The sequence below is a fragment of the Marinomonas rhizomae genome (assembly GCF_003315485.1).
Taxonomy (GTDB): Bacteria; Pseudomonadota; Gammaproteobacteria; order Pseudomonadales; family Marinomonadaceae; genus Marinomonas; species Marinomonas rhizomae.
The window spans coordinates 197,078-219,641 of sequence record NZ_QNSE01000004.1 but is presented as its reverse complement, the minus strand read 5'-3'; the positions used below and the strand labels follow the sequence as shown (position 1 = coordinate 219,641).

The following is a 22,564-nucleotide window of genomic DNA, read 5'->3' as shown; positions in this document are numbered from 1 at the left end:
TACTCCTACAAATCCTTGCATAAGCGCAAAGCATCATACATCGCCGCATGAACATTACGCTGCGATACACCATCCCCCAAACGCCACAAGATCATGCCTTCACCATTCTGATCGTTAAGAACAGGTTGAGGTTTCACATCAAACAGCGCTTCGTTATCAATCTGACCTTTGTTACACGAACTGGCTTTCAAGGCATAATATAAGTCTTCATTTGGGCGAGTGCCGTTCTCGACCACAACTTGATCCACGACACGCTCTTCTTTTTTCGCCGTATATTCGTTCTCTAACACGGCGATCAACTTGCCGTCTTCACGGTAAACTTTGTCGAGCAACATATCCGAGGTCATGATGACTTCTTTCTCGTACAAAGAACGGTAATAGGTCGGGAAGGTCGTGCCACCAATGCCGACACCGGGTTTAATATCATCTGTTACCAATTCCACCAATGAGCCTTTAGAAGCCAAGTAATCCGCTGCCGACATGCCAGAGAATTCGCAAATCGTGTCATAAACCAAAACGTTTTTGCCCGGCTCGACCTTACCGCTGAGAATATCCCAAGTGGACACCACCAAACCTTCTGCTGCTCCCCATTCTGGATTTTGCTCTAAGAATGGACGACCACCCATGGCCAAAATACACACGTCTGGATTGAGCTCTTTAATCAGTTCTTCGCTGGCAGCGGTCTCTAAACGCACCTCTACGCCCAAACGCTCAATTTCCATGACCAACCAACGCGTAATACCGGCAATTTGATCACGTTGTGGCGCTTTAGCCGCCAACACCAATTGCCCGCCAAGCTCGTCTGATTTGTCAATCAAGGTCACTTTATGGCCTCGTTCTGCGGCAACACGAGCGGCTTCTAATCCTCCTGGACCACCACCAACGACGACGACATTGCGAACTGCACCTGTGGTTTTTTCGATAATATGAGGCAATCCCATATATTCACGAGAAGTCGCGGCATTTTGGATACATAACACATCCAAGCCCTGATACTGGCGGTCGATACAATAATTCGCGCCAACGCACTGACGGATTTGATCCACCTGATCCATTTTAATCTTGGCGATAAAGTGCGGATCGGCAATATGCGCTCTCGTCATACCGACAAAGTCCACATAACCCGCTTCAATAATGCGTTTCGCCTGATTCGGATCTTTGATGTTTTGCGCGTGAATGACAGGTACTTTCACCACTTCTTTTATGCCTGCTGCCAAATACAGAAAAGGCTCTGGCGGATAGCTCATGTTCGGAATCACGTTTGCCAACGTATTGTGGGTGTCGCAACCCGAACCCACGACGCCAAAATAATCCACCATATCTGTCGCATCGTAGTATTGCGCAATTTTCTTCATTTCTTCATGGCCTAAACCATCAGGATGAAATTCATCGCCCGTGATACGCATACCGACCACAAAATCTGGCCCCACTTCAGCACGCACGGCTTTTAATACTTCCATGCCAAATTTCATGCGGCCTTCAAAAGTGCCACCCCACTCATCGGTACGTTTATTGACTCGTGGCGACCAAAACTGATCTATCATATGTTGGTGAACCGCAGACAGCTCCACGCCATCTAAACCGCCTTCTTTGGCACGACGCGCTGCTTGGGCGAAATCACCAATGATGCGCCACATTTCTTCTACTTCAATGGTTTTACAGGTCGCACGATGCACAGGCTCACGAATACCAGAAGGCGACATTAGATTTGGCCAGTTTTCACCATCCCAACGAGAACGGCGACCCATATGACTAATTTGAATCATGATCTTGCCGCCATGCTTATGCACCGCATCGGCAAGGTTTTGAAAATGAGGAATAATACGATCGGTCGATAAATTAACTGAGCTCCACCAGCTTTGTGGGCTATCAATCGACACCACGCTAGAGCCACCACAAATAGCCAAACCACAGCCACCTTTGGCCTTCTCTTCGTAATACTTTACATAACGATCTGTCGTCATGCCCCCATCGGTAGCATACACCTCGGCGTGTGCCGTACTCACAATACGATTGCGGATGGTTAATTTATTGATCTTGAGTGGTTCGAACAACACATCATATTGGGACATAACAAAACCCCGCCTAACTGGCAAAACGTAAAAAAATGGATCATAAAAAGAAAGAGCACCTGCCCGCGCTCTTTTCTCAATTAGAGTGGAGATATATCAAAATAACCGACGCTAAACCCTTCCTCCGCTGCACTCTGGGTTTGTACTGCTTTGGTTCGAATTGGCATTCCTTTACTTTCTAAAATTTGATCCAGTGCGCCTGAAAACCACCCCGTAAACATATAATCCACCTTGCGGTGGACCTTTTTACCGTGGATCTTTTCGTAGTGATAAACAAAAGCCGAGTTTTCCAGGCGTACTTTTGCTGTGCCTTTTTCTACATCTAATTCTTCGGTAATAAAGAAGCCCCAACCGCGCTGAGATAAACGCTGCAAATAATGGTGCCAAATCTCCTCGCCATAAATACCGTGGCACGCTGACTCTTGCTCACACCAAAAATAGGCTGACTTGTAACCCGCTTTATAAAGGATCTCGGCATAACGTTCAGCTCCAATTTCGTCTTCAATCCCCATATGATTATTGACAAAAAAGTGACGCGGCACATACAACATCGGTAGTGCATCCGTCGTCCAAACGCCCGTTTCATCGTCTACTACTATTGGCATTTCTGGCGCATGAGTTCCCATAATTATTCTCCCCAAACATTTTTTAACAATGAGACCCAATTCTCACCCATAATTTTGACAACCTGACGCTCGCTAAAACCATGCTTCAGCAAGGCTTCAGTCAAGTTTGGGAAGTCACCAACGGTGCGCATACCAAGCGGATTAATAATCTCGCCAAAGCGCGTCAAGCGGCGGGCATAACCTTTGTCATGCGTTAGGTATTCAAAGAAGTCATAACCGTGGCCTTGAGTAAAGTCAGTACCAATACCGATCGCGTCTTCACCAACGATGTTGTAGATGTATTGAATCGCCTCCACATAATCGTCAATGGTGGCGTTAATACCGGCTTTTAAGAATGGCGCAAACATGGTGACACCGACAAAACCGCCATTGTCAGCAATAAACTTAAGCTCTTCGTCTGTGCGATTACGTGGGTGTTCTTTTAGCCCAGCGGGCAAACAATGAGAGTACGCCACAGGTTTTTTCGATTCGATGATGACTTCCTTGGCGGTATTTGGCCCAACGTGAGATAAATCACACAACATACCGACACGGTTCATCTCCGCCACAATCTCGCGGCCATAGCCAGACAAACCGCCGTCGCGTTCATAACAACCCGTGCCAACCAAATTTTGTGTGTTGTAGCACATCTGTACAATGCCCACGCCAAGGTCTTTAAAAATCTGTACATACCCAATTTGATCTTCAAACGCATGCGCATTTTGAAAACCCATCATCACACCCGTTTTACCTTCGGCTTTGGCGCGTTGAATGTCTTTCGTGGTGTAAACCTTAGTCAGCAGGTCGCTATTGGCTTCAATCAACTGATTCATCTCAACCACATTGCGAACCGTACCTTCGAAGTTTTCCCAAAACGACACGGTGCAATTTGCTGCCGTCAGCTTGCCCTTTGCCATGTCTTCGAATAACTCACGATTCCACTTCGCACAAATCAAACCGTCAATAATAATGGACTTGTCGTGTAGCTCTGCTGCGTTCATTGTTTTTCCTTACCTACTGGGTAAAACTTCAATGAACTCAGTGTAATTTTTCGCTACAGGTGGCAGGTGGCTGGAAACGACTAGAGGTAGACTAAAAGCGACGAATTGCGACAGGCATGTCGCGGATGCTGACGAAGACACTTTCGCCGAATTGTTAGCGCAGAAGGTAACGATTACTAATGACTAAGTCCCTTCCCCTTTTGTCTTCAAGAGGGTGTCGCAGAAGGGGATTTTTAATGGATTATCACTTTACTAACCGGCCTATTTAGCCAGTAAATTGATAATTCCATAGTTTTATTTGGTAATGATCTTTTCTTACTAAAACCTCATACATGAGGATTAGTATGAGACAAAAACTCGATAAAATGGCCAGAAGCGCGATTAAACGGCTTAGATTATAGGCCAGTATATGCAGTGCGAACTCTAGTTTAACCGCTTTTAGCCCATTCCTCTTAAAACGGGTCAACCCATGAACACCTCGCAAAACCGAGAAGACAGGTTCCACCATCGCCTTTCGATATTTAAAGCGCTGCTGTGCTTTGGGCTGTAGCATGACTTGCCTAAGCGCGTCCTTCATTTCATCACTAGGATAACGCTTTACTTGTCTTCCATTCTGGCTTTTCGTGCATTTTTCTTTCAGCGGGCAGGTTTTACAGTTGGGCGTTCCATATAGAACATAACCTTTGTACTTATCCGTCCCTTTGTAAAACGAGATAGGCCGCATTTCATGGCCTGCAGGACAGAGATAATGGTTTTCTAGTTCGTTATAGATAAATTGGCTTTTGGGATAGCGTCGGTACTGTTTGGGTCTGCCACCATCATTTCCTTCTGGGCAGAGTAAACTGATTTCTCGCTCAAGAGACTCTTTAACGATCTGATCACAAAAGTATCCTGCGTCTAACATCAGTTCATTAGGTGTTTCTCCTGATAACGACACACATTGATCCAATAACTCAGGGATGACCGAGACTTCGGCGGAAGGGTGAATCGTTTGAGCCACAACAATTCGATACTCATTTGCTAAGACAGACGGCTTATAGGAAGCAGAATAACCACTGTGCTTTTGTGGTTGGACAACCGCTTCTGGTTCTAATGGGTTGATGCTAATGCCATTAGAACTCCTTCCTTTCGCTTCTCTTGCTTCAATCCGTGTTTTCAATAGATTGTTGGCTTCATTCGCCTGCTCTGATTTACGCTGCTTTTTTAAGTTCTCCGAGTTGGCTTTTGCCGCTTTTTCTAATGATAAAGCACGCTCTGCCATCGCCTCCTTCTTAAGCAATCGATAACGTGAGCACGCGGCCTCTATGACGGTTCCGTCTCCTGCAACAGAATGAGTTTTAGAACCTGTTTTTTCCAAAATAGACCGTGTTACGGCTTCAAAAAATTCAACACTTAATCGTTCTTGATGCACTAAAATAAAACGTCCTATCGTTGCATGGTCTGGATAGATACCACCGCTTACCCACATTCCACCAAGATCAAGGCGAGCCAAATTTTCTAATTGCCTAAGCGAAGATTGCCCATTCATTAGTCCATATAAAATAAGCCCTAGCATAGACCATGGAGCATAAGGCGGTGCGCCTCCAGGCTTGTATGATTCAATAAAAGACGACCAATCCAACTCAGACAAAAAAGACCTAATAATAAGAGGAGAGGTTTGCTTTAGTTCTTTGAGATGGTCTTTAAGAGTCGTCATTCCAAGGTATAAATCATTTGGGTCGGGATCGACAAAAACAACGCGATTCTGCAAACGTGTTGTTTTTTTCTGCTTGGCGTTACTGCGCTCACTGAATAAGTCGAATTGCTTTTCCCTGTGAGCTTTGAGGCGAGAATTTGAAGTCATAGTCGTCTATGTAGTTTTGTATGATTGCCAATAATTATAAAGTCACTTACCCCTTCTGCGACACCCCCTTCAAGGGGAAGGCGGAGGATGGGGTTAATCTTTGATTCCATTCAAACGCTTTGTATTCCCGACCTTTATTCCGCCCCGCTGGGCGTGTAACTTTTGCCCAGAGCCGCAAAAGTAACCAAAAGGTCTCTTTATCGGGCTTTCGCCCAAACGTCTCACTCATCTTATTTAAAGTTATGTTTTGCAAGACGATTTATATCGTAAGGCATAGATTGTTTTTGGGGTTTTTAGGAAGGATATTTTTAACTGACTCTGAAACGCCATAAAGTCGCGCAACTCTGTTGCGTCGAACTAACTTCATCGGGATTTCAAGCGCATAAGGTAACGTTTACAAATCACTAAGTTCCTTCCCCTTTTGTCTTCAAGGGGAAGGCGGAGGATGGGGTTAATCTCTTTTGATCGTTTGAGCCTGTATTGACCGGATGCTCGAAATACTAAGGGATCGAACCCCTTTTTGATCACAGCCCAACAAGACGTAATTTGTTGTGTTTAAATTTTTTGTCGGCATAAATGCCGACCTACAAGTGATTGGTTTTTGTAGGTCGCGGCTTTAGCCCGACAACGTAGACTAAGAGACCAAGGATGGTTGGGGTCAGATCAAGAAATAGTTTAAGAAATAGTTTTCTTTGATGAACTAAAAGAACCAAAAACACCTAGGATGGTTGGGGTCAGATCAAGAAATAGTTTAAGAAATAGTTTTCTTTGATGAACTAAAAGAACCAAAAACACCTATAGATCAGCGAAAGTTGCCGATAATGTTTAGCCTATTTTTGCTCTGACCCCAACCTTAATCGTTTGAGCCTGTATTGACCGGATGCTCGAAATACTAAGGGATCGAATCCCTTTTTGATCACAGCCCAACAAGACGTAATTTGTTGTGCTAAAGTTTTTTGTCGGCATAAATGCCGACCTACAAGTGATTGGTTTGTATTGGTTTTTGTAGGTCGCGGCTTTAGCCCGACAACGTAGACTAAGAGACCAAGAATGGTCGAAGAATGGTCGGGGTCAGATCAAGAAATAGTTTTCTTTGATGAGCTAAAGATACCAAAAACACTTATTGATCTGCAAAAGTTGCCGATCATGTTTAGCCTATTTTTGCTCTGACCCCGACCTTAGGGACGGTGCTATTTCTTAACGATTAAGTCTTCTAGTTTCAATCCGGTGGCTTTTTGGATACTGCGCCATAGATAGTAAAATATTGCCATTAGCATGATCATCGATGGAATGGCGATCATTGGATAGCTGTATAAGGTCATTTGCCCTAGTTCTTCATTAAAGGCTTCGGTTCCCGCTGGGCTAGTGACGATCCATTTAGCCAAGACGTAATTCATTGTCGCGGAGAAAGCAAAAGAACCCGCAATAAAGTACGTGGCTTTAATTAGACGATTTTCAAACATAGCCGTGCTGTTGTTCTCTTCTAATTTCTGCTTAATAGTATCAACATCCATGATCGCCGCATTGAAAAACATAGCTCGCACCAAAGGATAAGGCGTGAACGTCGATACTAAAACGCCAACCCCGATAATCGCAGGTATGGCTGCTTCCTTGATAGCCAGCCATTTATTGTCCAATTCAAACAAACCAATGCTGCCCGTCAGTAATACACTCACCAACCCTAACAAAGCGATGAAGTTGAATTTTCGATACCTGACTAACTCAAAAAGCCCCCAACCAAGAGGAAGCGCCAGCGCTGCAATCAAACCTCCGCTAGTACCTAACTTATCTTCACCACTTAACTTCATTAAAATTAACGACGGTAAGATGACACTAACAATAAGATCAACCATCGGGCGTGGCTTGTGTTCAGGAGTGTTATTCATAATTTCGGGTTCCAACTTCGATTCAAATGCTAATTGGTGACTATCATAAAGGAAAAATGCTCATGTGAGTGAATAGACAATTATTTTTCGCTGAAGTGCCAGAGGTTTTGAGGATTTCATCCTTCTACCTTTTCTTGGGTTCCATTCGAATGCTTTGTATTCCCGACCTTTATTCCGCCCCGCTGGGCGTGTAACTTTTTGCTAGCGCCCAAAAAGCAACCAAAAATTCGCTTTTAGATCGTATGCGACCACAGCAAACATTTCGATACCACTCCACTGTTTAACAAACCCAATAACGAAAAAGGCCGCCAATTACTTGGCAGCCTATCTGGTTTCACTGGTCATAATTTGCTCCTTTTATCTTAGGTTTTGCTTGGCTTTTAGAAAGGAAACCAGTTCTTCCTTGTTGATCATGTCAATATGTTTCCCTCTGCGGATTGTTAGTTTTCCTGCTTGGGCTTCTTGCTCTCCTATTATGACGATGTTGGGAATTTTGAGTTCAAAGCTGCGCTTTATTTTGCGGCCAACGGAATGATCGCCAAATTCACACAAGACGTTTATGCCTTGTTGTTCTAGATCTGCTCGTATGTGTTTGGCGTAGTCTAAAACGGAATCGTTAACTGTGACTATTGCCACGGGCTGCGGATGTATCCATTCGGGCAGTACGCCTTGCGAAACTTCGAGCAATATACCGATCCAGCGCTCTATCGAGCCATAAACCGCTTGATGTAAGATAATTGGCTGCTCTCCTTCGCCCTGTTCATTATCGAATTCCAGTTCGAAACGATCTGGTAAGTTGAAGTCCAGTTGTATTGTTCCGCATTGCCAAATCCGGCCCATGGCGTCTTGTAATGCCAGTTCAATTTTTGGCCCATAAAACGCGCCTTCACCTATTTGAATATCAAAAGGGACTCTTTCTGCCTGACAAGCTTCTTTAAGTATCTCTTCCGCACGTCGCCACGATGCATCGTCGCCTAACGCTTGCTCTGGTTGTGTAGAGATTTTTACTTCTAGAGCTTGATAGCCGTAGTCGCTATAAATTTGTTTTGCCCGTTGAAGAAACTGACCAACTTCCTGCTTCACCTGAGACCACGCGCAAAAAACATGAGCATCATCTTGAGTAAACTGCCTTAACCTTAAACAACCATTTAATGAGCCGGACGATTCGTTACGATGCACTAAACCAAATTCAAATAGCTTCAGCGGTAAGTCTCGGTAGCTGTGTACGCCGCGCTTATACATGAGTATATGGGCAGGACAAGACATCGGCTTTAGGGCGTATTCTTGATCGCCATTTTGCTCGCCACCAAAGAACATGTCTTGAGCATACATATCCATATGACCGGAGATATGCCACAACTCTTTTTTCATTAACTGAGGTGTACGCACTTCTTTGAAGCCATATTGACGATAACAGCGTCGCATATGTTCTTGTATATTTTGAAACAAATACCAGCCATTGGGATGCCAAAATAACATCCCAGGTGCTTGTTGTTCTGAATGGAATAAGTCGAGCTGTTCCGCGAGTTCGCGATGAGTTTTCATATCCTTCTCCTAATGAAAGATTTTTAGTGAAAATACTCTGAGCGAACAACAAGAAATAGACATAAAAAAAAACCCCTGGCGATTCGCTCAGAGGGCTTTTTTTATCTAATAGCAGTTACCCTCCAAACAACCTTGTGGTGGTCGTGGTGGTAGAGGCGCTGTATTGAAAAAAATCAAATAAAGAGTTCATGAGAATATTTTTATCACTTAAAACCTTTCCTGACAATAGCCAGCTCTACTTTTCTGCCAAGCGAATGCAGTTGCGGCCATTTTCTTTGGCTTGATACAAGGCCGAGTCTGTTTGTTGAAATAGTTGTCGCGGATCTGGCGTTAGCTCTGGCCAGCTTGAGATACCAATAGAGATAGTAATATTTTCGAGCAAATACCCTTCATATTGTATTTGTGTTTTTTCAACGGCACCCCTTAGTTGCTCGGCTTTTTGTAGGCAGTCTTCACCTTTTACTTTAGGAATAACCACGACAAATTCTTCCCCTCCCAACCGACAAACAATATTCCCATCATGGAAAAATTGCTCTAACAGAGCGGCTAGTGTTTTCAGTGCTGCATCACCAGCAGGATGGCCATAAGTATCGTTGAAGGTTTTAAAGTAGTCGATATCACAAATCAGTAGAGACAAGGGCGATTGATTTTGTTCCGCTACTGCAATTTCATGCTCCATCACCTCGGAGAAAAAACGTCGATTTTTTAACCCTGTAAGTTCATCTTCATAAGAAAAGCGCTGTAATTCTTCACGTAACGCAATATTTGCTAAGGTAATATTTATTTTTTCTACTGCTCGTTTTAAGAGTTTCATGAAGTGCTCTATGGGGTAACCATTAAGCATCTCTGTTGCATGAACTTGCAGTAACGCAACATAACGAACAGTACCTTGCTGATTCATAATTCTAAATGGAAAAATGCCTTGTTCATTATTAAACTTTGCCTTGGTCAGCGCGGTATTATCAAACGACGGCGAATCAATTTCATACCCCCAACAATGCACCCTTTTCCATCCATCAGGAACCGCCATACTAAACACGCCAGAGAAAGGTACACAAAGTGCCTCAATCCTATTAGCTATCTTTTCAATTCCCACTTCTAGTGTATGGCAACTTTCTAGATCAAAAATGACATCACTAACCATTTCAAGCTTTTCCTGCTGAAATAACAAACCATTGGCACGCAATGCTTCTTGCTTTGCGATAGCGCTAAGTTGCTCGGTACGTTCAATAACTTCCGATTCTAGAGATATATTCAGCTTCGCTAATCGTCTTTGGGTCGACAAATAGTGGTTAAAAGACAAACCAATTATCGCTACTGAAAATAGCAGCGCACCACTAGAAACAGGGATAGAACTCCACGATATCCAATTATGGGCAACGGCCATATCGAGCATCATGACAGCGCAAAAACCAAAGTAAGCTAGGATAAGTAATTTTTGCTCCAAACGAACACGCTTGAACACCAATAAAACCGATACTACAAGCAGGAATAAGCTAACAATAAACATCCCATCAAATGCTGGGTAAAGCTGAGTAAGGTGAAGAACACCAAAAACACTCCCGATTGCTGCGACTAACAAAAACACAAGATGGGCACGCCATAGCCATTGAAAATGACGGACCTCTAACCCCGCATCTGATAACCACTCAGCCAACAGCATAAACATTGGAATCGGCAGTAAAAAATACGCATAGGCTCCGATATAGTTCCAAAGTAAGGGCTGATCCCAAACAAGCTTCATTGCTGGGATGTCTCCCAACACCAAGCCGGCTGCCGCAAGAGAAAATAGACATACATTCATAAATTGCCGGCGTTGACCCTTAAGCATGGCAAAAATAGCCGCCATCAGCGCAATAAAAATGGTCACCCCTGCGACAATCAATCCCTGCAATGATTCTTTAGTAATTTGTTTTAGTACATCAACTCGTTCAGCGAGCTTTCGCTCTCCCCAAAAGCCAATATTTATGTAGTTTGAATACACGCGGAAATACAACGTTTGACCAGCAAAGTTTTCAGGTAAAATGACCATATGCCAAGGCCAACCCGCAAATATACCAGCGCCATCTTGATCTAACTGACCATGTTTATAAATAAGCTTCCCATCCAAATACGCTTCCGCTAATAAATCGATGCTGGAGGTGTAAAATACGGGATCTCTATAAACATGTTGCGGGAGAGTTATGCGAAACCAAACATTGTGGTGAGCGCCACGCGCTGGTGGATCAGACGGAAAAGCAATGGGCTGCCAATCAACTAATTGATCGTTTTTAGTCCATAAGGGCACGCCGTCAGAGTCAAACGGAGAATCTCCCCATGCGTATTCCCAACCGTCATCTAAATTCACATCTTGCGCAAATACGTTGGCCGACAAGCACAATAATGCCGTCGCAAAAAGCAACAAGATAAGATGAAGAAATTCAGTTTGTAATGACCTCAAGGTATTACTCAACCAAAGCTTGTATTGCGGAAACAAAATCCATTATGTACCTCTCACTTTCGATACTTTAATTTCTTTCCTTAGAATTAAACGACGTAATCTTAGTCCAGAGCATTACAGAAGCCTAACTCAAAGCAAAGATTAGTATTGTAAAGAATCGTTTACTCTTTTTAGCAAGTCATGAATAACATAATAAAACGATTAATAATGCATTTTAGAACCTCATACTTAACTTACCTAATACTGACCGATATCTATCCCAGCCCTGACAACGCCTAACAAATGATTAAGCAGCATTTGCTTCTCGCAAAATCCCTTCTTTATAATGACAGCCTATTTAATAGTCCATGCAGTTTTCTAGGCGGTTTTACGATGTTCTTTACAAAGATTTTTTTCAAGGTAGCACTGGCAGCGACGTTAGTTGTGATGGTTGGCTGTAGCTCTTCGCCTACGGGTCGCAAGCAGTTTACCGTGCTACCGGACAGTCAGATGAATGAAATGGGGGTTCAATCCTTTACCGAGATGAAGAAAGAAACGCCGTCGTCGTCGAATACGAAGTTACGTGAGCAAGTGCAATGTGTGGCGGATTCATTGATTGCAGTATTACCTGAAAAATACCGCAAACAAGACTGGGAAGTCGTATTATTTGACGACGAACAGATAAATGCCTTTGCATTGCCGGGTTATAAGGTCGGTGTTTATACTGGTCTATTAAAAGTGGCTGACAATCAATCCCAGTTAGCAGCGGTAGTCGGCCATGAATTGGCACATGTCATTGCGCGACACGGTAATGAGCGTGTTTCTACTCAATTAGCGACGAGTCAAGCTTTGGCGTTGGGTTACCAGTTGAGCGGAGAGGAATCACCAGAAAAAATTGCTATCTTCCAAGCTCTCGGGCTTGGAGCACAGGTCGGAATTATTTTACCTTTTAGCCGTTCTCATGAATCTGAAGCTGACCTATTGGGTTTAGAATACATGGCAAAAGCCGGCTTCGACCCAAGAGAAAGCGTTCAGTTATGGCGCAATATGAGTGCACGCGGTGAAAGTAAAACACCTGAACTGATGTCAACTCACCCATCTAACGCTAATCGCATTAAAGATTTGACGGCTAATTTGCCAAACAACCTGCCCACTTATAAAGCCTTGATCGCTCAGAATAAAGGCGCTAAGTGCTACTAATCCTCCCTCCCAGATAATGTAGGGACAGGGCAAATATTACTCCCTGTCTCTTACTTTCCATATATAACTCGCTTGCTTTTCTTGCTCATTCATTTTCTATGTGAGGTAAATCTCCCTCTATTAGTGCCTCACTTATTAGGTAAACCTATAAGTATTATTTATAGCAAAAGAAAACTATCACAGTCGTTCTGCAACAATTCTTGAATTCGACTTAAAAAGCATCATTTTCAAGAACAATCCGTGCTTTTCAGTAACATTTGGAAACAATTCATTAAAATTCTTTATGGTAAAATAATGCCTATTTACTAAGGTACGTTATTACCTGCCCTTAGAATGAATTCATAATAAAAACATCAACGATCGATGTTGCTAATCTGTTAAATATGAGGGAAAAATGACGCTTATTCATTCGTCAAAAATAATCATTGGAGTAGTGCTGTTATACGCGTTTACTCTAGCTCATGCGAGCACGACCATTCCCCTCACCGACTATTTCAAAGACACTTGGTCTACTCATGAAGGACTTCCACACAATAGTATCAATGCCATAGCTCAAACTTCTGACGGTTATTTATGGTTCGCTACTTGGGAAGGTGTCGCTCGTTACAATGGTCGTGAATTTCGCTTTTATGAGCGTTCGTCAAAAACAGGGATTCTTGATTCAGGAACCCGCACACTCGTATCTGATACCAACAACGGCCTGTGGATTGCTGGTGTTCGTGGCGGAATAACGTACCGCCAAGGAAATAACTGGCAGCCACAACTGACCGCTCCTAGTATGGTGAATAACATACTTAAAGACAGTTCTGGCGACCTTTGGATAGCCGTAGAAGGATTAGGAGTGCTCCACCGACCTAAATCGAGTCTTGAAAATAGTGTTAGCAAAGAAAATTGGGCCTTGCAGAATATAAGTGCTAATCGATTGCTAGAAGACAGTAAAGGCAGAATCTGGGCAACAACGAACAAAGGCTTATTCCAGCTTAATGGCAACAACAAACAAGAAGTGTTAGCACGCTACAACCTTCCTGAACTGCATGTTTACGCCATTCTAGAAACACATAATGGACAAATGTTGGTGGCGACCGAAAGAGGTGCCTACATTATTGGCGATAAACGAGCCACGTTATTGCACCCTAGTCTAGCAGGAGAAGCGATTACGACTTTGATGGAAGACGATGAACATAACCTGTGGTTAGGCACAATAAAAAATGGTGTGGTTAGATTCAGTAACAATCAAATAGAAAGGTTAGATACTCAATCTGGTTTGCCGAATAATCGAGTGTTGTCGATATTAGAAGATTTAGAAGGCAGTATTTGGATTGGCACTAATGGCGGTTTAATGCGTCTGCGCAAGGCTCCTTTTACAACTTGGACAAAAAAACGCAGGCTCGTTGGTAATTACGTCCGCAGTGTTATTAATATTGATAATAAGTCCGTATTGGTGGGGTCAAGCGAAGGACTCAGCCTTATAGATCAAGGGATTGCCCAGAATGCTCAAGCGAATAATAGCAGCCCAGTGTCGGTTCTTAGTTTTGCTAAGCGACATGACGGCGGGGTTTGGGTAGGCACTTACTTAAAAGGTCTCATGCTTTGGAAAGACCAACAGCTCATCCCTATACTCGACCATAAAAAAGGATTACCCACTGATGAAGTGAGAGCTATTTTAGACGATAGCCACGGTAATTTATGGATCGGTACTACGAACGGTCTTGTTCAAAAAAATGCTTCTGGTCAACAGAAAATTTTTACCCGCAACGATGGCCTGCCTGACAATTATATTATGGCATTAGCAGAAGATGACTTAGGCCAGGTTTGGGTAGGAACCGGAGTTGGGGTTGCTAAATTAACGGCAAACGGTTTTGAATTGGTTCCTATCCACAATATTGAAAACGCAGAATACGCCTTTGGTTTCTGGATGGAAAAAGGTTATGTATGGATTGCTACCGATCGCGGACTAATTCGTTATGACCAAAAAAATGCTCAGTTAGGCTTAGTTGGTCGACGCTCTGGATTGCCGATTGATAAACTATTCCAAGTAATTTTCGATGGTACCAATGGTCTCTGGCTGACCAGTAATCGCGGCATTTGGCGAATAGATTATAATGCTGCTCATGCGGTGGCTGATGGTCGCCAGAACACAATAGCATTTGAGCATTTTACTGAAAGCGATGGCTTAGCTAGTGCGCAAGCAAATGGAGGCTCCAATCCTGCCGCCGTGGCCATGGACAATGGCAAGCTATGGTTTGCTACCGCGAAAGGCGTTGCCATGATAGACAGCTCAACTATCTCGCAGAAAAATACGGCACGTCTACCTATCTCTATAGAATCCATAGTGGTCGATGGCGTCGAGCTTTCAAACACTCAACAAAACATATTACCTGCTGGTACAAATCGGGTGATATTTAACTATGCGGGCTTGGGATATATTTTGTCATCCCGCATTGAATATAGAACAAAGCTAGTCGGCTTTGAAGAAAATTGGGCTTCGAGAGGCAAAAATACGATTGCTGAATACACCAATTTAGAACCAGGAAGCTACCAATTTCTTGTTAGTGCTCGTTATCCGTATAGCGATTGGAATAACGCGGATCAGATTTATAAATTCACTATTTTACCTCACTTCTGGCAACGTCTAGAAGTACAGATAGGCTTAGTAGTCTTCGTTCTAATCCTGTTATTTGGCATTATAAAATGGCGCTTACAACGACTACAAAAAAGTGAACTAAAGCTCAAAGCATTGGTTGAAAAACAAACCTATGAATTACGCCAGCAATCAAAAGACTTCCAGCGTCAAGCTAATGAAGATGAGTTAACTCATCTACCAAATAGACGAGCTTTCGATAAATGGCTTAGTGAAGCCTTTATTAAAGCCAAGGAAAATAACATCACTCTCGCTTTAGTTATTATGGACATTGACCACTTTAAAAAAATCAATGATCACTACTCCCACCTAATTGGAGATAAAGCCATTAAATCTCTCGCTGCCAAGTTACGTAGCCTTGCAGGTAAAAAAGTGCACACAGCTCGTTGGGGTGGTGAAGAGTTTACCTTAATGATTAAAGAAATGAGTGAAGGCGATGTGACCGCTTATTGCGAAAATCTACGTCATAGCATTGAAACTTGTGACTACAATGATATAGCACCCGACTTAACCATGACTGTCAGTATGGGTGTTGCGTTTTCTCATCAAGTTGACAATTATTCCGATTTACTTCGACTTGCCGACCAGGCTTTATATAAAGCAAAAGAACAAGGGCGTAATAGAGTTGAAATTTGGCAGTAAGAGCTTTTTTTTACAATAACCATTTTCACTGATTTTAAAGTGAAACGGCATGTATAAGAGCACAAAAAAATAGCTCGGGGTCGTTGGAACCGGAGCTATTTTTAAAACAACAATAAATAAAAAAGAGTACTAAGAAAGGTCTGCTTATTCTGGCTTACTTCCAGACAGAACAAGGTTATCCACCTGCCCTAGCCCAATTTTTAATTGATCATCGCCACAATAACCTTTGAGAATAATTCGGTCACCATCTTCAACAAAAGAACGTTGTTCACCATTGCTTAACGTAATGGGGGCTTTTCCGCCAGCAGTAAGTTCAAGAAGGGAGCCGGACTCTTCATGATTTGGACCTGATTGGGTTCCACTTCCCAGCAAATCGCCCGGTTTTAAATCACAGCCATTTACCGTGTGGTGAGTTACCATTTGTGCAATTGTCCAATAGGATTCTTTGAAGTTACTTTTTGACAAACGTTCTGCAGGTTGATTATCCGCTCGCATTTTTGCCGTTTCTATCCAAACCTCTAGCTTGATATCAATTGCCCCTTTATCACGATTCACTTTGGAATCTAAATAGTCGAGAGGCTGAGGGTCGGCGGAATCTCGCGTCCAATCACAGCGATAAGGCGCTAAAGCTTCCATTGGAACGATCCAAGGGCTTAGACTAGAAAAGAAGTTTTTCGATAAGAATGGCCCTAAAGGTTGGTATTCCCATGCTTGAATATCACGAGCAGACCAATCGTTAAACATAGACACGCCGAAAACATGTTGCTCAGCATCGACCATGCTGACAGGGGTTCCCAACTGGCTACCTTTGCCAATAAAAATACCTAACTCTAATTCATAATCAAGACGTTTACAGAGCCCCAATTCTGGACACTCTGCATCAGGGGCTTTTAATTGCCCTACAGGACGCTTAAAGGCTTCACCTGATATACGTATTGATGAGGAACGACCATGATAACCAATCGGAATCCATTTGTAGTTTGGCAGTAGAGGGTTATCTGGTCGGAATAAGGACCCGACTCGAGTAGCATGGTGCACTGACGTATAGAAATCCGTGTAGTCACCGATTTGACAAGGTAGATGAAAAGACACATCTACCTGAGGAATCAAACACGGCTCCACCTGGTTTTGATAAGTATTCTTACTTAGCAACTCTACCAGACGCAGACGCAACGCGGTCCAGTGTGAATGACCTAACCCCATCAATTGATTAAGAGCCTGTTGTTTGACTGCGTCACGCAAACACAGATCTAACTCGTCAAACAATCCTGCTTCTTCTAAAGCACAGAGGTTAACAATACTGTCTCCAATACCCACACCAATATAGTGTTTTTCATTCCCGCAGGAAAAGACCGCGTAAGGCAAGTTCGCTAAGGGGAATTCACAACCCGCAATATTAGCACTCGGCAACCAGCTGTTAATGCGATTGGTATTCACAGAACATCTCCTTAAGGTAGTTTTTACTATTCATCATATTTAATTTAGTTACGGCTGTTTATCAGATTGAACTTCTGACACAGCGTGCTGAAACGCTTCTAGATGAAGACAATTGACTTGGATCCGACACAATCAGGCTCGTACGCAGGTATTGAAGGTCTCGCAAGTTGTTAATTGGATAAACACCACAGGCTATCGCGTACGCCATCATTCATACTTTGGCGCACGCGAAAGGTACATCAGGAATACAAGGTACCAACTTCGCCCATTTTTTAGCTTTTACACATTGGTTTCGATAACGCCGCGAGACACCTGATCACGTTCGATGGATTCAAACAACGCCTTGAAATTTCCTTCACCAAAACCGTCATCACCTTTGCGCTGGATAAACTCAAAAAACACTGGGCCTAACTGATTGGTAGAGAAAATTTGTAATAATAAGCGTGGAGCACCATCGGTGGTTCCATCAAGCAATATTCCACGAGTTTTCAGCTCATCGACCTTTTCACCATGCCCAGGAAGACGCTCTTCCAACATATCGTAATAGGTACTCGGCGGAGCCGTCATCAGTTCAATACCACTGGCACGCAAGGAATCAACACTGGCCAGCAAATTGTCTGTACGTAAGGCTATGTGCTGAATGCCTTCACCATTAAATGACATCAGGAACTCTTCAATTTGACCGGTTCCACTTGACGCCTCTTCGTTTAACGGGATACGGATTTTTCCATCAGGAGCCGTCATCGCTCGTGACGTTAGACCGGTATATTCCCCCTTGATATCAAAGTAACGAATCTCACGGAAGTTAAATAAGGTTTCGTAGAAGCGCCCCCAATAGGCCATACGACCTCTGTAGACATTGTGTGTCAGATGGTCAATCTCATAAAAGCCATGACCAACTGGTTTTTTATCTACGCCAGGTAAGAACTCGAAATCAATATCATAGATAGATAAACCATCTTCATAACGGTCAATCAAATAAATTGGTGCGCCACCAATACCTTTGATTGCAGGCAACCTAAGCTCCATAGGACCAGTAGGAATATCCATTGGCTTAGCGCCTTTAGAGAGAACGTATTGGTAAGCTTTTTGAGCATTTTTGACACGAAACCCCATGCCAGCCGCGGCATTACCGTGCTCCTGACCAAAGTAATAAGCTTCACTGCCTTGTTCTTTATTTAAGATGAAGTTAATGCCGCCTTGTCGATAAAGTTCAACATCTTTCGAGCGATGCTTAGCGACTAATTCAAACCCCATAAGCTGAAAAATTTGTGCTATTTGTTCGGGATTTGGACCTGAAAACTCTACAAATTCAAATCCATCTAGTCCAACTGGGTTTTCAAATAAATCTGCCATTTTCTGTATTCCTATTTATATTTATAATTTGGTAGTAATGTATTTTGAGGCATTTATTTGGTTTCAAAAGGTGGTGGAATTGCAATTCCACGCACACTTCGCGACCAGTGGAGCGCTATAGATATTTGTAGACGAGAACATGAGCGATTACCCATTAGGCTTGTCCATTACTTTTTTTGTTTGGTTCTTTGGAGCCCGTAATAATAAAGCTGGCAGGCTGGATATCTTTCCAACAGTCGACATAATCATTTTGACGTTCATCAGCGTTCGCTGCAAAGCTTGTAATTCGCTGTGGCACACTGGTTTCAAACATAAACGCCAATGTTCCAGATAACTTATGGGGAGACAACTCTGACACAGATGCTGTTGAAAACGCATCATAGTCAGGGCCATGTGGTGAACCTGCATTATGAAGACTCGCGCCACCAGGCAAAAAACCATTTGGTTTGGCATCGTATGTGCCGTAAATTAACCCCATAAATTCAGCCATAACATTACGGTGATACCAAGGTGGCCGGAACGTATTTTCCGCTACTAACCAACGATCACCAAATACCACCACATCAATATTTGCCACGCCAGCAGTTTGGCTTGGTGATGTGAGTACTGTAAAAATGGACGGATCAGGGTGGTCATAACTGATTGACCCCAGAGTATTAAAGCGTCTCAAATCGTATCGATAAGGGGCATGATTGCCGTGCCAACCTAAGACATCAAATGGAGAGTGTTCAAGCGTGAATTCACGAAACCTCCCTTCTCTCTTTTCAATAACCCAAGTCGCTGTTTGTTGTTCTATATAGCTCGCCGTTGGGTATTCAAAGTCACGCTCATTTGCCAAGCCATTAGCTCCTATTGCGCCACGACTAGGCAATTCAAAAGGTGCGCCATAATTTTCTAACAAATAAATTTGAGTCATCTTTTCAGTGCTTAACGCCACAAATGCAGAACGCGGAATAACCCCCAGCGAACCTACAGCAACGTCCAACACACCATATTCAGTTCGCAATGTAATAGGAGCACTAATAGGCATCACTAACATTTCAGCATCATGGTTTTGTAACACAGGCTGTTGTTGCGGATGAAGCGTCGCCATGCTCGCAGACATACCAGTTTGCGAACTTGCAGACCCTGCGATAGTCAAGGTACGAACAGATTCGATCCAATGCCCTTCTATATTTTCTAATGGATTCCATCGAAGAGGATCAAAGGCTATGTGGGTTTTACTATCATCTGATTGAGAGACCCAGTGATCGAACTCAACACTTTCTCCATCACCTCGATGAGCAACACTAGGTCGAATACGATACATCCAACTGCGTAGATTATGGCCATTAGGAGCGGTAAATGCAGAGCCGCTTATCTGTTCTGCGTACAAACCAAACTGACACTGCTGAGGACTATTTTGACCAATAGGCAGAACACCAGCATACGCCTCGGTCGAATGGTAGTTTCTAAAGCCGTTAAGATATGACATGACTAAAGCCGAAAATAATAAGTGGAAAACCATATAATCATTTCATTTGAAATGAGTCAACTCATTTCAAATGAAACAATCTCATTATTTCAACATTCAAAGTTTTTGTAGGTTGCTTGCCAGTAAGGCTTTAAACTACTGCTCAGCACTCCTCCTCTATTAACCTGTGTTGTATTAATCTTATGTGTTTAAGGGCAGCAAAAAATGTTTGATCTTAATAACTTCGTCCCATATCGCCTTAATCAGGCAGCTCAACAAACATCCGAAGCCCTGGCTCGTAAATATAGAAACCAATATGGGTTAACTGTTCCTGAATGGCGCGTGCTGGCTCACTTAGGAAAATATGATAAGCTCTCAGTAAGAGATTTAGAAAAAGCCATAGGCCTAGATAGAGTCGCTGCGTCCCGCGCGGGAACAAGCCTGTGTAGTAAAAGATGGGTACAAAAAATCGTTAATGAGCAAGATCGTCGCTTAGTAGAGTTCTCCCTGACAGACCTTGGTCGAGAGCATTACGGCAAAGTTGTCGTGCTAGCTACCTCAACCGAGGAATTGCTTCTAAAAGCATTAAGTCAATCCGATCAGAAAAAACTATTAGAGCTGCTGTGTAAAGTAGAAGAAACTGCACGAAAAATCAGCTAACGGTTTCTAGGTATTATTTATAACTTTCGTAGTACTGCCTACTTATTCGCCATCCTTCTAATATGGCTGTCGCCTCATTTAGAGCACTGCTATTAAGGGTGTGTGTTTGATCAGCGTACTTAGCCGATCCATTCCAAATGATGTTTATCCATTTAACTGGTTGCCAATACTAAACAGAACATAGCTTAATGGGCCAACAATAACACCCAGCATTACTGCAGTGGGAAAATCATAGTCAGCATATCAAAACGCCGCTTCATTATGGAAAGCCTTTGTGGCGAGATTATAGAAAAGAATTATTTCATTGCACTCTACAAAAGTTATGTTATAACATATTTTTAGTCGATTTATTTCATTCTAATTTCAATAATGAAACCTCAGCAAAACATCACTTTTAATGGAGAAAACCAAATGATCACATTTCTTGGCAGGGTTAGCCTTTTAACAATAAGCGTGGCCCTTACTGCATGCGCAAACTACGGCCACCATGATGATAGTAATCTAACAAGCTATCGTGTCTTTGTTGCCGATCATGATGCTGCTCGTGTAACGGCATTCAACTTAAACGCGCCTCAAGAACGCTGGACGTTTGACACATCAGGTCAAAGCAAGCTTTATTCTGTCGCTGATAACAGCGTTATTGTTGCTGTTCAATCTGATGACGACCAAGTGAATTTCATCCAGTCTGGAATTCATTTTCACCATCATGGTGATCATAACGACATTGAAATCCAAGACCCCAAAGCAATACAAAAAGTCATACAAGGTCCACGCCCCTTTCATGTCATTGAACATAATGGCAGTGTGTCGATAAACTTTGACAAAGGGGGTTATGCCACTATTTTAGACAGCCATGAATTAACCGAAGGACACATAGAAGAAACGCGTGTTCTGCAAAAACACGCACACCACGGAGTAGTCGTCCCTTGGGGTAAAGAGTGGTTGTCCAGTATTGCCGCAGATAAAGCGGAAGAAGGAAAGGCTCCACCGCGCATAGGCTTACAAGCAGTCAACCAAGAAGGCATTTCTAGTGGAGAATTACACACTTGTACTGGGCTTCATGGTGAAGCATTTTCAGGCCATTACTTAGCGGTGGGCTGTAAAGAAGGCGTTTTAGTAGCTAAAAAGAATTATAACGGCACTCAATATACCATGTTGCCCTACCCTTCAAACTTCCCAAAAGGGGAAATGGCGGGTACTTTTCATGGCGCAAAATCCTTTCAAGTTTTCCTTTCTAGTTATGGTTCAAACAGTTTAGCCATTATAGATCCAACAGAATCACCTTACATGCAACTTGTGGAACTGCCATTCCGTAAAGTGGATTTCATTCTTGATCCAGTAAAAATTCAAAATGGTTATGTTCTAACAGAGAATGGACAAATCCACCGAGTAAACTTACTCACGGGTAAAATCGAAGCCAGTGCAAGTGTCACCCAACCATATAGCATGGATGGACATTGGAATGACCCACGCCCTAGACTGGCGATGGCCGGAGATGAAATCATCATGACTGACCCTAATGCAGGTTTAATACGCCGCATCAGCACGAAGGACTTTTCAGAAGTAGGCACCATTGATATTGGAGGCTCTCCATACAACATCACAGTTGCTGGCGGCAGTGGAATCAGCCACTAAATGACGCCAAGATCCGATTCCTTTGTCACTTTTATCAACCAACATAGAATAGTTTGACGATCAGAATCCCCAATATTTAAACTGTACAAGTATTGGGGATTTTTTACATACAGCTTGCACTGTTATTGTTTAGCCTCCAACCGCATTAATTCTATATATTTAGAAATAT

14 protein-coding genes are annotated in these 22,564 nt (G+C 43.0%); 4 read left to right on the top strand and 10 right to left on the bottom strand.

The genetic code is table 11. The annotated features are described in order from the left end of the window. Positions 1–5: 5 nt before the first annotated feature. The 7 genes from dgcA to DFP80_RS06135 form a co-directional block, all read right to left on the bottom strand. Entirely contained in the window at positions 6–2,072 is a 2,067-nt protein-coding gene (gene dgcA / locus DFP80_RS06165; RefSeq protein ID WP_113915932.1) for a dimethylglycine demethylation protein DgcA, read from the bottom strand. An 80-nt stretch (positions 2,073–2,152) separates the two neighbouring features. Next, complete coding sequence (locus DFP80_RS06160) at positions 2,153–2,698, bottom strand: DUF5943 domain-containing protein (RefSeq protein ID WP_113915931.1); 546 nt, start codon at positions 2,696–2,698, stop codon at positions 2,153–2,155. Between the two features lie 2 nt (positions 2,699–2,700). After that, positions 2,701–3,678 carry a dipeptidase gene (locus tag DFP80_RS06155; protein ID WP_113915930.1) on the bottom strand — a complete coding sequence of 326 codons (978 nt, stop codon included), beginning with the start codon at positions 3,676–3,678 and terminating at the stop codon, positions 2,701–2,703. Between the two features lie 265 nt (positions 3,679–3,943). Beyond that, entirely contained in the window at positions 3,944–5,521 is a 1,578-nt protein-coding gene (locus DFP80_RS06150) for a transposase (protein ID WP_113915929.1), read from the bottom strand. 1,190 nt (positions 5,522–6,711) lie between these two features. Beyond that, entirely contained in the window at positions 6,712–7,407 is a 696-nt protein-coding gene (locus DFP80_RS06145) for a VC0807 family protein (RefSeq protein ID WP_113915928.1), read from the bottom strand. 357 nt (positions 7,408–7,764) lie between these two features. Continuing rightward, positions 7,765–8,952 (bottom strand): threonine--tRNA ligase, encoded by a 1,188-nt coding sequence (gene thrS, locus DFP80_RS06140; protein WP_113915927.1) that lies wholly within the window; start codon positions 8,950–8,952, stop codon positions 7,765–7,767. 235 nt (positions 8,953–9,187) lie between these two features. Beyond that, entirely contained in the window at positions 9,188–11,392 is a 2,205-nt protein-coding gene (locus tag DFP80_RS06135) for a GGDEF domain-containing protein (RefSeq protein WP_147243841.1), read from the bottom strand. Between the two features lie 372 nt (positions 11,393–11,764). Between DFP80_RS06135 and DFP80_RS06130 the strand changes: the two genes are divergently transcribed. After that, positions 11,765–12,571 (top strand): M48 family metallopeptidase, encoded by an 807-nt coding sequence (locus DFP80_RS06130; RefSeq protein ID WP_113915925.1) that lies wholly within the window; start codon positions 11,765–11,767, stop codon positions 12,569–12,571. A 394-nt stretch (positions 12,572–12,965) separates the two neighbouring features. After that, entirely contained in the window at positions 12,966–15,854 is a 2,889-nt protein-coding gene (locus DFP80_RS06125; RefSeq protein ID WP_113915924.1) for a ligand-binding sensor domain-containing diguanylate cyclase, read from the top strand. 144 nt (positions 15,855–15,998) lie between these two features. Here DFP80_RS06125 and fahA read toward each other — a convergent pair whose 3' ends face one another. The 3 genes from fahA to hmgA form a co-directional block, all read right to left on the bottom strand. Next, positions 15,999–17,291, bottom strand: a complete 1,293-nt coding sequence (gene fahA / locus DFP80_RS06120; RefSeq protein WP_113915923.1) for a fumarylacetoacetase — start codon at positions 17,289–17,291, stop codon at positions 15,999–16,001. A 279-nt stretch (positions 17,292–17,570) separates the two neighbouring features. Continuing rightward, positions 17,571–18,647: a 4-hydroxyphenylpyruvate dioxygenase gene (hppD, locus tag DFP80_RS06115; protein WP_113915922.1), complete on the bottom strand. Its 1,077-nt coding sequence runs from the start codon at positions 18,645–18,647 to the stop codon at positions 17,571–17,573. Between the two features lie 154 nt (positions 18,648–18,801). Further along, positions 18,802–20,121, bottom strand: coding sequence for a homogentisate 1,2-dioxygenase (gene hmgA, locus DFP80_RS06110; RefSeq protein WP_113916051.1), 1,320 nt, complete (start codon positions 20,119–20,121; stop codon positions 18,802–18,804). A gap of 204 nt (positions 20,122–20,325) precedes the next feature. On the opposite strand from hmgA, the gene DFP80_RS06105 reads away from it, so the two are divergent. Together DFP80_RS06105 and DFP80_RS06100 are read left to right on the top strand one after the other, a co-directional pair. Beyond that, positions 20,326–20,760: a MarR family winged helix-turn-helix transcriptional regulator gene (locus DFP80_RS06105; protein WP_113915921.1), complete on the top strand. Its 435-nt coding sequence runs from the start codon at positions 20,326–20,328 to the stop codon at positions 20,758–20,760. 411 nt (positions 20,761–21,171) lie between these two features. After that, positions 21,172–22,395: a metallochaperone AztD gene (locus DFP80_RS06100; RefSeq protein WP_113915920.1), complete on the top strand. Its 1,224-nt coding sequence runs from the start codon at positions 21,172–21,174 to the stop codon at positions 22,393–22,395. Positions 22,396–22,564: the final 169 nt, after the last annotated feature.

What these genes read in the sequence shown, in the direction of transcription:
- hmgA (WP_113916051.1), bottom strand. Translation starts at nt 20,121, where the DNA reads ATGTCATATCTTAACGGCTTTAGAAACTACCATTCGACCGAGGCGTAT.
- DFP80_RS06145 (WP_113915928.1), bottom strand. Translation starts at nt 7,407, where the DNA reads ATGAATAACACTCCTGAACACAAGCCACGCCCGATGGTTGATCTTATT.
- DFP80_RS06160 (WP_113915931.1), bottom strand. Translation starts at nt 2,698, where the DNA reads ATGGGAACTCATGCGCCAGAAATGCCAATAGTAGTAGACGATGAAACG.
- DFP80_RS06100 (WP_113915920.1), top strand. Translation starts at nt 21,172, where the DNA reads ATGATCACATTTCTTGGCAGGGTTAGCCTTTTAACAATAAGCGTGGCC.
- DFP80_RS06155 (WP_113915930.1), bottom strand. Translation starts at nt 3,678, where the DNA reads ATGAACGCAGCAGAGCTACACGACAAGTCCATTATTATTGACGGTTTG.
- hppD (WP_113915922.1), bottom strand. Translation starts at nt 18,647, where the DNA reads ATGGCAGATTTATTTGAAAACCCAGTTGGACTAGATGGATTTGAATTT.
- DFP80_RS06130 (WP_113915925.1), top strand. Translation starts at nt 11,765, where the DNA reads ATGTTCTTTACAAAGATTTTTTTCAAGGTAGCACTGGCAGCGACGTTA.
- DFP80_RS06105 (WP_113915921.1), top strand. Translation starts at nt 20,326, where the DNA reads ATGTTTGATCTTAATAACTTCGTCCCATATCGCCTTAATCAGGCAGCT.
- thrS (WP_113915927.1), bottom strand. Translation starts at nt 8,952, where the DNA reads ATGAAAACTCATCGCGAACTCGCGGAACAGCTCGACTTATTCCATTCA.
- dgcA (WP_113915932.1), bottom strand. Translation starts at nt 2,072, where the DNA reads ATGTCCCAATATGATGTGTTGTTCGAACCACTCAAGATCAATAAATTA.
- DFP80_RS06150 (WP_113915929.1), bottom strand. Translation starts at nt 5,521, where the DNA reads ATGACTTCAAATTCTCGCCTCAAAGCTCACAGGGAAAAGCAATTCGAC.
- DFP80_RS06125 (WP_113915924.1), top strand. Translation starts at nt 12,966, where the DNA reads ATGACGCTTATTCATTCGTCAAAAATAATCATTGGAGTAGTGCTGTTA.